At 59.8% G+C, this 13,481-nt stretch carries 10 protein-coding genes; 7 read left to right on the forward strand and 3 right to left on the reverse strand.

What is annotated here, in order from left to right:
- Positions 1–2: 2 nt before the first annotated feature.
- Positions 3–986 (reverse strand): ketopantoate reductase family protein, encoded by a 984-nt coding sequence (locus IH881_03655; GenBank protein MCH7866766.1) that lies wholly within the window; start codon positions 984–986, stop codon positions 3–5.
- A 378-nt stretch (positions 987–1,364) separates the two neighbouring features.
- On the opposite strand from IH881_03655, the gene IH881_03660 reads away from it, so the two are divergent.
- The 4 genes from IH881_03660 (at position 1,365) to IH881_03675 (ending at position 7,957) form a co-directional block, all read left to right on the forward strand.
- On the forward strand, positions 1,365–3,014 hold the full coding sequence (locus IH881_03660) for an acetyl-CoA carboxylase carboxyltransferase subunit (protein ID MCH7866767.1): 1,650 nt from the start codon (positions 1,365–1,367) through the stop codon (positions 3,012–3,014).
- Entirely contained in the window at positions 3,014–5,773 is a 2,760-nt protein-coding gene (locus IH881_03665; GenBank protein MCH7866768.1) for a biotin carboxylase, read from the forward strand. Before IH881_03660 ends, IH881_03665 begins: the two co-directional genes overlap by 1 nt.
- 17 nt (positions 5,774–5,790) lie before the next feature.
- Positions 5,791–6,939 (forward strand): CoA transferase, encoded by a 1,149-nt coding sequence (locus tag IH881_03670; protein ID MCH7866769.1) that lies wholly within the window; start codon positions 5,791–5,793, stop codon positions 6,937–6,939.
- 187 nt (positions 6,940–7,126) lie between these two features.
- Complete coding sequence (locus IH881_03675) at positions 7,127–7,957, forward strand: prohibitin family protein (GenBank protein ID MCH7866770.1); 831 nt, start codon at positions 7,127–7,129, stop codon at positions 7,955–7,957.
- Between the two features lie 14 nt (positions 7,958–7,971).
- On the opposite strand, the gene IH881_03680 is transcribed toward IH881_03675, so the two are convergent.
- Entirely contained in the window at positions 7,972–8,877 is a 906-nt protein-coding gene (locus tag IH881_03680) for an acyl-CoA thioesterase II (protein MCH7866771.1), read from the reverse strand.
- A gap of 26 nt (positions 8,878–8,903) precedes the next feature.
- Positions 8,904–9,953, reverse strand: coding sequence for a cation transporter (locus IH881_03685; protein ID MCH7866772.1), 1,050 nt, complete (start codon positions 9,951–9,953; stop codon positions 8,904–8,906).
- 307 nt (positions 9,954–10,260) lie between these two features.
- Here IH881_03685 and IH881_03690 point away from each other — a divergent pair, with 307 nt between their 5' ends.
- From IH881_03690 to IH881_03700, 3 genes are all read left to right on the forward strand, one after another.
- Positions 10,261–10,479 (forward strand): hypothetical protein, encoded by a 219-nt coding sequence (locus IH881_03690; GenBank protein ID MCH7866773.1) that lies wholly within the window; start codon positions 10,261–10,263, stop codon positions 10,477–10,479.
- Positions 10,480–11,175: 696 nt separating this feature from the next.
- The gene (locus tag IH881_03695) at positions 11,176–12,057 is read left to right on the forward strand and encodes a MoxR family ATPase (protein ID MCH7866774.1); all 882 of its coding nucleotides are present in this window, start codon (positions 11,176–11,178) and stop codon (positions 12,055–12,057) included.
- 20 nt (positions 12,058–12,077) lie between these two features.
- Positions 12,078–13,274 carry a VWA domain-containing protein gene (locus IH881_03700; GenBank protein ID MCH7866775.1) on the forward strand — a complete coding sequence of 399 codons (1,197 nt, stop codon included), beginning with the start codon at positions 12,078–12,080 and terminating at the stop codon, positions 13,272–13,274.
- Positions 13,275–13,481: the final 207 nt, after the last annotated feature.

A 13,481-nucleotide genomic window follows, 5' to 3' on the forward strand; every position in this document is an offset into this window, starting at 1 on the left:
CTCTATTCCTCACCACGCCGCTCCGCCGCCCGAACCAGGGTCAACAGCGCCCCGTTGATCGGCGCATCCACGCCATGGGCTTCCGCAATCTCGGCAATCACTCCACAAAGGGCTTCGATTTCAGTCGGATGCCCCCCGCGCAGATCGTGAAGCATGGATGACTGATGAAGCGCCGTCGGGGGCAGGAGCTTGGCGTAGAACACCGCAAGATACTCCTCCGCCGAATCCCAATGGGTTTCAAAACCGCCCGCCCGCATCACCGAAAACGTTTCGATCGCGAGCGCTTCCATGATCGAGCGGGTCAGCGGTCGCTCGCCCAGGACTCCGTATGCGACGCCGACCAGGGCACCGAGTGGGTTGAGCAATTCGTTGTATAGAACCTTTGCCCAGAGATCCTTTTCGATCTCAAACGACACTTCGCACGGAATGCCGCCGGCGCCGATGGCGGCACACAAGGGCTCGAGTTCCCGGGGGTCCGCGCCGTGAAGACTGCCCATGTGAATCGCGTCCGCGTGGACCGTGACTCGTACGCTTGTGGCGTCTACCCGCTCGAACCCCGTGATGATCCGCGCGTTGAAAATGTTCTCGCGCGGAATCCACTCGCTGAAAGTCTCGGCAATTCCCCATCCGTTTTGGCACAGCACGATGGTGGGGGACTTGTGCGGTCCATGACTCACTGCAGCATTGATCGCGTGCCAGATCGGGGCCAGGTCGCGAGCGAGTTCCAGGGACTGGGTCGCTTTGGTGCAGACGATCCAGTGATCCGCTGCGGCATCGGCTATGGCAGCGAGGGAGTCGGTCACGTCGAAGCGATCGGGGCTGACGTGCAGATCTCCGAAAAGGCCGGTACGCGAAATGCCTTTTTCTGCGAGCGCACGACCGAGAGTCTCGCGCTTCACGACGTAAAGCACCTCGACCCCTCGAGACGAAAGGCCGCTCCCAATTCCAAGTCCCACCGCGCCGGCGCCAATGATCGCGACTTTCATGTTTGCCGAACCCTCGATCGACTTCACTATCGATTTCACAACAAAAGTTCGGCGACAAACTTCTCTTGGCCAAACGCTCCCGGGCAGACTAGGTCTCAAACCAGATGCATGGTCGGGGCAGGGTTGAATTCGTCATTCGAAGCCCTCTCACTACGGCCCTCACCCCACGGGGTAAATTTAGTCTTCCAGCATCGAGCTGAGAAAATTGGGCTAGCATCAAACGCACCGAATTGTCTCCCAGAGGTGGTTGCGCCCGCGATCTACCCGCAAATGCTGTCGCGCTCGGATTCGAACCGTTGGAGCGCGGTACCAAATCACGAGATGAAACTCAGAGCCTGACTCGGGTCTCCGGTCACTTCCAGATCACCAATGGGAACCATGACACAAGCGACTCATACCCTCGAAAACCCGTTCGCCAAGCCCTCTGCTGTCGAGTCGACTGCCACCGGCGTCTACGACAAGGCCCTTGCCCTCGGCAATGATCTCAAGGCCCGTTCGATCCGCGGGGGCGGCACCGATCGGATTCGCATTCAGCACATGAAGTCGCGCATGACCGTCTTCGAACGGATCAAGGTGCTGAGCAGTCTCGAGCCAAACTTCATGTGGGAAAACTGGGGACCGAATCTCGACGGTGCCTCGATCATCACGGGCATTTTGGACATTGGCGGCCGGGACGTCGCGGTCTACGGCCACGATTTCACCCTGCGCGCGGGATCAATGGATGCGACGAACGGCGCAAAGCTTGCGCGCCTGATCTATATGGCTGGCGAGCGCGGCATTCCGCTGATCGGCATGAACGATTCGGCCGGGGCCTTTGTGCCCGCAGGAGTGGGGGGGCTCGACGGATACAGCGAAGCGTTTACCGCCCTGCGCAAGATCAGTGGCGTCGTGCCGAGCATCAGCTTGATGTTTGGTTTCAACGCCGGGGGCGGATCGTATCTGCCGCGTCAGGGTTCATTCATGATCCAGGCCGAAGAGACCTTCATTGGGATCACCGGACCCGGGGTCGTGAAGTCGGTGCTCGGCGAGGACGTGACCGCCGACGAACTTGGCGGGCCGGGCGTGCATGGGTTGAACGGGGTCTGTGATCTACAGACGTCCGACGAGCTGGGTTCACTTCGCACTGCGATCCGACTTTTGGGTTACTTGCCCGACAACAACCACAGCAGCGCTCCCTTTTGGAAGACCTCCGATCCCGTCGACCGCTTCATGCCCGATGAAGATCGTCTCTTCCGCAAGACCTTCGGCACTCCCGCCGGAATGAACGCCCCGATGGACATCACCCTGATGATCCAGATGATCAGCGATCACGGGGAATACTTCGAGCTGCAGCCTTTGCGGGCCCGCAACATGATTACGGCCTTTGCCCGGCTTGGTGGTCACGTTGTGGGGTTCGTTGCAAACAATTCTGCGGTGGCTTCCGGGCAGATCGACATCGCTGCTGCGCGCAAGGCGATGCGATTTGTGCGCTTCTGCAATCTGTACAACATCCCGATGATCTTTCTCGAGGACACCACCGGCTTCAAGCCAGGAGTCGAACAGGAATCGGGGGGGATCCTGCTCGAGGGACGTCGGTTGCTCGATTCGATCATCGATCTGCGCACCCCCAGCCTCACCCTGATCATTCGCAATGCATTCGGCGGCGCCTACGCGACCTACAACTCGCACTTTGTCGGCGCCGACATGGTCTTCACACTGCCAATGGCGCGTATCGCAGTCATGGGGCAGGCCGGCAAAGCATTCGTGTACAAGCGCGAGATGCGCGCGGCCTCGGCGGCTTACAAGAAGGCGATTGAAGCGGGTGCCCCCGAGGAAGACGCCGCGAAGCTCCAGCGCGATGCCTTGGCAGCGCTTTCGATTCGCTACGAAGAAGAATTGATGAACCCGAAGGAGGCTCTCGCCCTGGGCTCTGTTTCGAAGGTTGTCATGCCCGGAAACAGCCGCAAGGTGCTGGCCGAGAACCTCGCATTCTTGATGCGCAGGTACACACCGTCCGCCATGGGTGGTGTCCAGAGGGAGTTCGAGTAGTGCTCGACAACCAACTAAGGCAGGGAAAGTTTCACGAAGCCCAATCGGATTGGTTGCGTTCGTTTTCCCTTGCGTCGGTCAAGTGCTTGATTGTGTGTCGCGGCCCGGTGCGCAAGGAAGCCTTTGATATTTTTGCCGAGATTGGCGTCGCGGCGTCGGGCATTTTGCTTTCCGAAAAAGATTCGATCGTCTATCCCCGAAGTCTGGCGCCGGAGTTGCGAAGCATTGCGGATGTGCGCAATGTGCATCGGGTCCCGGACTACATGGGCGCGGGGCAAGCAGAGAAGCTCGAGCGGATCGCCGAAATCATCGAGATCGCGACCGCTAACGGATACACCCATATATTTGCCGGCTACGGTTTCATGGCGGAGGACGCGGAGTTCATCGAAGCCGTGGAGAATGCGGGCCTGTCCTTCATTGGCCCCTCGTCGAAGGTGTGCCGGATCGCCGGGGCCAAGGACGAAGCCAAGAAACTCGCTCGGGGTCTCGGCAATGCGGTCATCCCCGGTTTTGACGATGTTTCGGCCCGGGCGCTGATCAAGTCCGCCAAGGACCGCAAGGCCCTCGAGAAGCTGGCCAACCAACACGGCCTCGATTTCGTGTTCGACGCTGATCTGGAACTCGTCGAGAACGCCGAGCAGTTGTTGCTCGCGGGCTACCGCGCGAGCGTCGAACTCGTATCGATCGAAGAGCTTCAGGTGGCGGCACTCGAGCTCGCGGAATCGATGTGGTCCGATTACCCGAAACATCGCATTCGCTTCAAGCACATTTCGGGTGGTGGCGGCAAAGGTCAGCGGGTGGTTGCCAAGCCCGACGAAGTCGCGGCCGCAGTCGTCGACTTGTTGGCCGAAGTCAAAATGACCGCCGCAGGTTCAAATCGAAACTTCTTGACCGAACTCAACATTGAAACCTCGCGCCACAACGAGATCCAGCTGATCGGAAACGGGGATTGGTGCCTCTCCCTGGGCGGTCGCGATTGTTCGGTGCAGATGCACGAGCAGAAGCTCCTCGAGGTGTCGCTCACGAAGGAACTGCTCGAGGACTCTCTCAATGGTCTGACGGGCATGGGTCTCACGGGTATTGCCGCCGAAACCGTGAAGGGCGACATCGCGACTCTGCAGCGCATGGAAGATGAATCCGAGCGGTTCGGCCAGGCGACAGGTCTCAACAGTGTTTCGACCTTTGAGTGCATCGTCGAGGGCACGGACCACTTCTTCATGGAGATGAACACTCGCATTCAGGTCGAGCACGGCGTGACGGAACTCGCCTACCGCCTGATGTTCACCAACCCGAAGAATTCGACCCAACGCTTCTACGTGGACGACCTGATCGAGGCGATGGTGCTCTTGTCGGTACACGGTGATCGACTGCCGAAGCCCGAGCGGGTCGTGCGCTATCGCTCGGGGATCGAGGTTCGCATCAATGCGACCAACGACGCCCTGCAACCCCACGCGGGGGGCGTCATCAAGAGTTGGTCGCGGCCGCTAGACGGCGAGATCCGCTTCGATCAGGGCATCGGGACCCGCAACCCCGACACCGGCGCATTTGTTTTCTACAACCTGGCGGGCGCCTACGATTCGAATATTGCCCTCGTGCTCACCCACGGAGAAAGTCGCGCGGAAAACCTGCAGCAGCTGTCGGAGATCCTGCGGCGAACCGAAATGCGCGGTGACGATCTCGAGACCAACATGGATCTCCACTACGGGTTGTGCAATTGGTTCATCGGGAAAGCGCCGATGGCCAAGCCCGACACGAGCTTCATGCTTTCGTATCTGGCGGGGGTTGGCTCGCTGAAGAAGATCGTCAATGACGTCGATCTCGATCTTGCCACCACGCAGATTCTCGAGCGCCTCGATGACGACTCGGCCCGGCAGGTATTCGCTGCCAAGCAGACACTCTTGCTGCGCCCCATGCGGCGACTCTTCGACAGTCCCCACGTGCTGGCAGGATTCCTCGGTCGCTTCGATGGCGAGTTGTGGGCAGTCAGGGACGGATCACTTCGCTTCCTGGAAAATCCCATGCGGTTTTTGGAACAGCTCTATCGCTATCTCAATATTGAAAACGCTCCCGACAAGCCTCCCTGCGAAATCATCTGGCAACACGACGAAGAGATCATGGAGAATGCTTTCGCGTTCTACGCGCGCTTCGCTGAACTCAGTGGAGCCGCGGATTGGAGCGAGGTTCAGGAGTTTTTTACGGCCGATACCAATGAACAGGTCGCGCCCAACGACCCCGAACTCTGGAGCGAGTGCCAGGCGGCACATCGCGGCTTCCAGGTGGGCCTCGACATCCTGCTGCTGATTCCGGCCATTGGCGTCGCATCGGATTTTGCCGCGATCGAGGTCGGCGAAGACTTCACGATCGGGTTTCCCGACAAGTTTGCGGATCCCGAACTGGCCACTGAACTCGTGCGCCATCTCGCGCCGCCGCCCCGATCCAGTGCGGATGAAATCGTGGCTCCGTCGGGCGGCGCGTTTTACGCCAGAGAAGCGCCGCACCTGGAATTGTTGATCGACGAGGGTCAGCATTTCGAAGCGGGCCAGCCGCTGTTCATCATCGAAGTGATGAAGATGTTCAACAAGGTGCTGGCCCCCTGCGCCGGAGTCGTTACCGAGAACCGCATGAAAGACGCGGACGGAACAATCATCACGAAAGGCGAAACCATCTTCAAAATCGAACCCGACGAGAGAATCGTCGAAGAGTCCGAAGAGAAGGTCAGCGCGCGCAAGCGATCTGTTACAAAGCAGCTGCTCGGCTGAGCAGCGGAGGAACTCCCATGGCCGGTCCCCTCAACGGCATTAAAATTCTCGAGATTGCGGGCATCGGCCCCGGGCCTTTCTGCGCCATGATGCTTTCCGATATGGGTGCCGAGGTGGTGCGCGTCGAACGCGCAGATCGCGTGCCCGAGTTCTTCCCTAACACACCTCACGGCGATCTCTTGAACCGCGGTCGGCGCAACATCGCCATCAACCTGAAGAGCGGCGAGGGGGTCAAAACCTTGCTCAGGCTCGTCGAAGGCGCGGACGCACTGATCGAGGGCTTTCGACCGGGTGTGATGGAGCGCCTGGGACTCGGCCCCGACGTCTGCCTGGCTCGCAATCCCCGGCTGGTCTACGGACGCATGACCGGATTTGGACAAGAGGGTCCGCTGGCCCAGGTCGCGGGTCACGACATCAACTACATCGCCTTGGCAGGGGCGCTCGAGTCAATCGGGCGGAAGGGGGGGCCGCCAACGCCCCCCCTCAACCTTGTCGGTGACTTTGGCGGTGGCGGCATGCTGCTTGCCTTTGGGGTGGCCTGTGGATTGGTCGAGTGCGCGACCTCCGGCAAGGGACAAGTCATCGATGCGGCAATGATCGACGGCTCGGCGCTGCTCATGACCATGTTCCACTCGTTTGCGAGCATGGGCGGCTGGAACGACGAGCGCGGCACCAATCTGCTCGATACCGGCGCCCACTTCTACGACGTCTACGAAACCAGCGACGGCAAATACATTTCGATCGGTTCGATCGAGCCCCAGTTCTACGCGCTGTTGCTGGAGCATTCGGGGCTCGGCGAGGGACGCGAATTGCCGCATCAGATGGATCGCGACCAGTGGCCCGCCCTCAAGCGCGACATTGCAGAAATCTTCAAGCAGAAGACTCGCGACCAGTGGTGCAAAATCATGGAGGGAACGGACGTCTGCTTCGCGCCGGTGCTCTCCCTGAAAGAAGCGCCCGAGCACCCACACAATCAGCAGCGGCATACGTTTACGGTTCGCGACGGCGTGACCCAACCGGCCCCAGCGCCCAGGTACAGTCGGACCGTGCCCGAAATCGGGCGCTCGCCCGCCTACCCAGGGCAGCACACTGCAGAAGTGTTGGCGGATTGGGGCTTTGACGCCGACGAGATCGCCAAGCTCGAGGACAGCAAGGCGATCGCCTGAGCCCGATCCTCCAGTCCGCCGCACGCTTGTTCCGGATATTCAAGAGGGGGGGGACAATCCCCTCGCCCGATTCGCCCTCGCAACCCGGCGGCGGTGCGAGTAGAGTACAGCCGCCAATCAAATATTAGGGGTGAGTCCAATGAGCAACAATGCAATGATTACCATCGCCATAGTGCTGTTTCTGGTGATGTTTGCGCCGCGCTTCGTGAAGATCGTTCCGCCGGGCCATGTGTCCGTTTCGGACCTCTTCGGCAGTATCAATCCCGAGCCCGTTGTCGCCGGTGCTCACCTCGTAAACCCGTTGCGGCGCTGGCACGACTTCGATATTCGCGAGAATACCCACAAAGAGTCAGCGCAAGTTCCGACCCGCGACCAGCTACAGACCAAAGTAGACGTGAGCATCCAGTGGCGCATCAATCCCCAGATGGCGGCGGAGGTTTTCGCGAAGGTGGGAACCCGGGAACAGGCTGTCGCGGTTTATCTCGTGCCGAAGGTTCGTTCGATGGTGCGCGAGCAGGGCACGACCATCGCAAAGGCCGAAGACTTTTTTCTCGAAGAAACACGCAGTCGCCTGGAGGATACGCTGTTGGCTGGCCTCATAGATTACCTCGGTCCCCTGGGCCTGGACATCTCAGCTGTCCTGATTCGCGACATCAATCTGCCGCCGGTTCTCACCAAGGCGATCGAGCAGAAGAAAGAACGCGAACAGGCGGTCGAGCGCCAGAAGGCAGAACTCGAGCGCTTCCGCACCGAGCAACTACAGATAGTCGCCGAGGCCGAAGCGAAGAGGGAGTCTGCAGATCTGGAAGCAGCACAGATTGTCGTGCTCGCCAGGGCGAAAGCGGACGAAATCCGCTTGATCAACAATGCGATCGCGAGCAATCCGGCCTACATCCAGCTGCAAGCCTTGGAGGCCCTCAAGGCGATGTCCAAGGATCCAGCTGCGAAGCTCTACTTCATGGATTCAAACTCGGTCCAACCACTGCCGCTCTTGCATATGGGTGACGCGCTCAACTGAGCGCTCTTTGGACTTTAGATTGAGCGGTTTTCCGCGTCGGGTGGCGCCACGGGCCTGATCAGGCCCTCCTGCGCTGCGCTCGCGACCAGTCGTCCATCACGGGTGTAGACCGTGCCCCGGGCAAAGCCTCGCGCTCCACCCGTCACGGGGCAGTCCTGGTGATAGAGCAGCCAATCGTCGATGCGCAGGGGTGCGTGGAACCAGATCGCGTGATCGAGGCTCGCGGTCATCGAGGCACTCACGGGCCCGCGACCTTCCGGCACTTTGTGTTGCCGCAGCATCGTGTCGATCAACGAAAAATCGGTCGCGTAGGCGAGTATGCATTGATGCAGAAACGGATCGTCGGGTAGCGGGCCCGGGGTCTTCAGCCAGACCAGATTGTCGCCACCCGTGGCTTCTCCGCCCAGGAAGATCGGGATTTTGATTTCACGGGTGTCGATCGGTCGCGTGCCGGGATGCCAGACCCTGCGAATCCGCTCTGGAAGCTTGTCCCGCAATGGGATGGAGCGCTCGCCCCAGTTGGGGATTGAATCTGGTTCCGGGGCTTTGGGCATCTCGATCTGATGCTCGAGTCCCTCTTCGAACTTGTGGAACGAACAAGACATGTTGAAGATCGCTTTGCCGCGCTGCTTCGCCACCACTCGCCGCGTCACGAATGAACGACCATCCCGAATTCGGTCGACGCTGTAGATGATCGGGATTTCGGGGTCCCCGGCGCGCAGGAAGTAGCCGTGCAGGGAATGGGCGAGCAAGTCATCCACGGTGCGCCCGGCCGCCATCAGCGACTGGGCGGCTACCTGCCCGCCAAAGATTCGCCCCAGACGCCCGGGCTCGTTGTATCCCCGGTAGAGATCTTGATCGAGTTCTTCGAGATCGAGGCGGTCGATCAATGCGGCCTGCGCTTCGAGGCTCTGCTCCATGAAGGTCTTTTGCGCGTCGCTAACGGTCACAGTTCGATGCTCGATTCGCGGCTCAGCGGGATCCCTTCGTCGAGAGTTTCGTCTTCGCGGGTAGAGTTGATTACGTCAAACGGTTCTCGGGAAACGAAGGGCGCAGACCTTACCGGACAAGGATCCACCTTGCAGCTGTCACAGTGCCGAGGGCGGCACGGATCGTAGTGGATGATGACATCCCATGCCTGTTGGTCGTCCGCAAATGAATCGCGCTTGTAGGTTTCTTCGGATTCGTGGAGCTTTTCGGTATCGAAGTAGCGCGGCACCGTGAGATGGAAATCCACGTGATGGAGTGCGCCGGAACTCCAGGACCGGAGAGAATGAAGATCAATGCACCAGTCCTTGCGGGACTTTTCAAGTTTTTCGATGATCGATGCCAGCAGCGAATCGTCTGCCTCGTCCATCAATCCACGCACAGCCTCACGCGAGAGCTTCCAACCCACGCGAAGAATGTTGAGCCCGACGATCGTGGCGGCGATCGGGTCCAATACTGTCCAACCCGTAACGCGAACGCCGAGCAGTCCGATCAGCACGCCGATCGTGGTCAAGACGTCGGTCAACAAGTGCGCGCCGTCGGCGCGCAGGGCAATGGAGTTGACGCGCTGGCCGACCCGGATCAGATGCCAGCCAATTCCGGCATTGATTGCGCTGAAGCCCAGGAGCAGGGCGATTCCGATGTCGATCGAGTGAATGTTGGAGCCGTGAAGAAACGCTTGCGTGGCTGCGGCGAGAATCAAGGTCGCCGCGACGACGATCAACGTTCCTTCTACGCCAGCCGCAAAAAACTCGATCTTGCCGTGACCGTAGGGGTGGTTGCGATCGGCGGGGGTTGCGGCCAGTCGGATGCTGTAGACCAGAAACAGCGCGGTCACGACATTGACGATGGATTCGAGGGCATCCGACAGCACCGCGGTCGATTCCGTGAGCACGTAGGCCACGGCCTTGCCGCCGAGCACCAGAACTCCTCCGTAGAGCGACAACATCGCCGCGCGACTTCGCGCCTTCTCGGCCTCGCCACGCAGGGATTTGGAAATCGTGCTCACGCGGTGATCGACGCTCCGGGTTCTGGGTGGACTCGCTTTAGGTGGAAACCCCGAAACTCGAGGCCACTAGAATCGAAACGAGGGTAGTGGGCCAATCGATGAAAATCGAGGCGGCCAGAGCGCGATCAAATCAGGTGGTTGCGTTGGCTTTTGCACACCTACGACCAGGCAACTGGCCCCGGGTTTCAAGCGCAGAAATTGAAAAGTCTGGGCCGTGCTGCCCTCGGATCGCGAATCTCATGCTCGGCACTCTGATTTTCGATGGGTAGGGGACTCATTCTCCTGCCGGATCTCCGTGGAAACCCTCATGTTGAACTCTTCGCCAAATCACGCTGCCGCGTCCCTCATTGTGATCGCTCTGAGCTTTGCAGTGCCTGTGTGGGCCGACGCTCCCGAGGCTTCCCCCGACGCCCCGCGCGGTCCCGCGTTGATGGTCAGCACCGGGGTCGTGGACGAGGCACTCGAGCCGATGGCCGAGGGATTTGCGGAGTGGATTCGATCTTCGCTCGCGCAACGGAAAAATTGAGGCCGACTTTCGACTCTACGATCTCGAGACCCGAAGACTCTACGGAGGAGGGCTCGTCGTTGCACCGGCGCGGCTGCTCGTCTACGAATCCGAAGCAGCGCTGAGTATCATCGACGATCATCGGGGGGACGCCCAACTACATGGCTCCCGAGCAGGCGATCGGCGGCACGACCGATCATCGCGCCGATCTCTATGCCCTGGGCGGGACGCTGTTCCACCTAGTCACCGGGACGGTTCCGTACGAAACGGGTGACGTGACCTACCAGCATGCCCACAGCCCGTGCCCGATCCGAGGGAACGCGTCGTGACCGTCCCCGAGGCACTGGCCGAGTTGATCATGAAGCTCCTGGCCAAGGCGCCCGAGGAGCGCTTCCAGAGCGCCCGGGAGGTGGGGGTGGCGTTGCAGGCGTACCTCAAGGCCTCTGGGTAGACTTCACGGGGATCAATTCCCACGGCCCGCGGTGATTCACCAGAATTGACCCCGAGTCGCGGTTCTCATTGAGCCCCCGAAGGATTTTGCAGTCTCATCGCCGAACAATGCGATCTCTGCCTCTCATGGGGCAGACGCCTCGACTCTGTGCCGCTAGTCTCTGGCCACTCGGCGCGGTCCGCGCCTGAGTTCTCAACGCGAGTTTCGCGCAGGCCCAGATCAGCGACGATCGCCGCTTACAGACTTGGTGCAGAAAAGGGGAAGTAATGCCCTCGGATATAGAATTCAATCGGTTCACCGGAACGGACGGCTATGTGGTGTCCGGTCCGTTGATCGACGCAGTCAACTGCGCGATCGCCCTCGAACGCCCGCTTCTCATCAAGGGGGAGCCGGGAACGGGCAAGACATTGCTCGCGATGCACGTGGCCGAGGGCCTGGGACTTTCGATGGAGTCCTGGCACATCAAGTCGACGACGAAGACCTCGGACGGACTCTACGTCTACGACACGGTACAGCGGCTCAACGATGCGCGTTTTGGCGACGGAGATGTTTCCGACATCCGCAAGTACATAAAGCTCGGCCCGCTGGGCCGCGTCTTCAAATCGCCGGAACGACAGCTCCTGCTGATCGACGAAATCGACAAGGCGGATCTCGAGTTTCCCAACGACATCCTGCTCGAGCTGGACGAAATGCGTTTCACCGTGCTGGAGACCGGGGACGAGATCAAGGCCAACCATCGACCCGTGATCATCATTACATCGAACAACGAAAAAGAACTGCCCGACGCCTTCCTGCGGCGCTGTGTTTTTCACTTCATTGAGTTTCCCGAGCGAGATCTGATGAAGAAGATCATCGATGTCCACCACCCGAACCTCGATGTAAAACTTCTCGATCAGGTATTGGTCAAGTTCTACTGGCTTCGCGGCCAGGACGAGCTGCGCAAGAAGCCCTCGACCTCGGAATTGATCGATTGGATTTCTGCGCTGCTTCGTGCGGGGGTGACGACCGAACAGGTTTCTCAGTCCATTCCCTTTCTGGGAGCGCTGCTCAAGAACGAGCAGGACACCGAAGCGCTACAGAGCTACACGGTTGAAGGCGGGACGCTTCCGAAGAACTGGAGCGATCTCGGTCCCAAGTACAATCAATAGTTCAGGAGGCGGAACGAGAGATGTTCCTCGATCTCTTCTACGAGCTGCGGGAAGAAGGGGTTCCCGTCGGGCTCCAGGAATGGCGGATGCTGATGGAGGCCCTCGAGAAGGGACTCCACGGTTCGAGCCTGTTTCGCTTCTACAATCTTTCCCGCGCTTGCCTGATCAAAAGCGAAACCTACTACGACGCTTTTGATCGCGTGTTCGCCCACGTGTTCCACGGTGTCGAAGGCGCGCTCTCGATCGAAGACGAGGTCCTCGAGTGGCTCCAGGACCCCAAGAATTTCCAGGAACTGACGGACGAACAGCGCGCGCTGCTCGAACACCTCGACAGCGACGAGCTGATGCAGCGCTTTCTGGACATCCTCGCCGAGCAAGATGGACGCCACGACGGCGGCGGGAAGTGGGTCGGCACAGGGGGCCGTTCTCCGTTCGGCCACGGTGGCGAGCATCCCACCGGAATTCGCGTGGGCGGTCCGGGCAAGAATCGTTCGGCCATGAAGGTGGCGGAAGATCGCAGGTTCGAAGGCTACCGAACCGACTCCACCCTGAACTTGCGCAACATGAAGCTCGCGCTCAAGCGCTTGCGGCAACTCACCCGAACGGGCCCCGTAACCGAACTCGATCTGGAAGAAACCATCGACGAAACCTGCAAAAATGCGGGTGAGATCGAGCTGGTGTTCCGCCCCGAACGCAAGAACAACATTCGCTTGCTGTTGCTCATGGATGTCGGCGGAACCATGGATCCATACTACGAGCCGATGAGCCGATTGCTCACCGCCCTGCACGAAGAACGCGGCCTGCGCGAGTTCAAGTCCTACTACTTTCACAACTGCATCTACGAGTTGATCTGCACCAACGCAACCCTGGCCCGGCGCGATTCGATCCCGACCGGAGACATGCTGCGCAAGCTCGACGAACGCTGGAAGGTCATGATCGTGGGAGACGCCGCCATGCATCCGGCAGAACTTCTCTCTCCCCGGGGCAACATCAATCCACGCCTCGAATCACAGACCCCGGGAATCGAGTGGCTGAAACGCATCGACGACCACTTCCACCGCACCGTCTGGGTAAACCCCGATCCCCAGAAGATCTGGCAGAGCACCCGGACCACACGCATCGTTGCGGATATGTTCTCGATGTATTCGTTGAGCGTGGACGGCATCTCCGACGCCGTCGGCTCGTTGATCGGTGCCCGGAAGAAGGCGGCGGCCTAGTCGGCGCTACTTCGGAATTAGAAATATTTCTTTTGTGGGTTTGGATGTGACTTTCCTTGGAACGGGGAGGGATTGCGGGGCTTTGGGTGTAAGCCTCGGGTGTCCTTGCTTTACTGGGCATGTTGCTATTTGGGCAATGAGGGAAAGGGGGTTTTCGGGGTGCTAGTTATTGATGGGCATTCCGGTGGCGCGGACAGGGGGTGAATG

Source organism: Myxococcales bacterium (genome assembly GCA_022563535.1).
Lineage (GTDB): Bacteria > Myxococcota_A > UBA9160 > UBA9160 > UBA4427 > DUBZ01.

Excerpts from the sequence above, each read along its gene's own strand:
- IH881_03690 (MCH7866773.1), top strand. The coding sequence starts at position 10,261 with ATGTTGAACTCTTCGCCAAATCACGCTGCCGCGTCCCTCATTGTGATC.
- IH881_03670 (MCH7866769.1), top strand. The coding sequence starts at position 5,791 with ATGGCCGGTCCCCTCAACGGCATTAAAATTCTCGAGATTGCGGGCATC.
- IH881_03680 (MCH7866771.1), bottom strand. The coding sequence starts at position 8,877 with ATGGAGCAGAGCCTCGAAGCGCAGGCCGCATTGATCGACCGCCTCGAT.
- IH881_03675 (MCH7866770.1), top strand. The coding sequence starts at position 7,127 with ATGTTTGCGCCGCGCTTCGTGAAGATCGTTCCGCCGGGCCATGTGTCC.
- IH881_03660 (MCH7866767.1), top strand. The coding sequence starts at position 1,365 with ATGACACAAGCGACTCATACCCTCGAAAACCCGTTCGCCAAGCCCTCT.
- IH881_03655 (MCH7866766.1), bottom strand. The coding sequence starts at position 986 with ATGAAAGTCGCGATCATTGGCGCCGGCGCGGTGGGACTTGGAATTGGG.
- IH881_03700 (MCH7866775.1), top strand. The coding sequence starts at position 12,078 with ATGTTCCTCGATCTCTTCTACGAGCTGCGGGAAGAAGGGGTTCCCGTC.
- IH881_03695 (MCH7866774.1), top strand. The coding sequence starts at position 11,176 with ATGCCCTCGGATATAGAATTCAATCGGTTCACCGGAACGGACGGCTAT.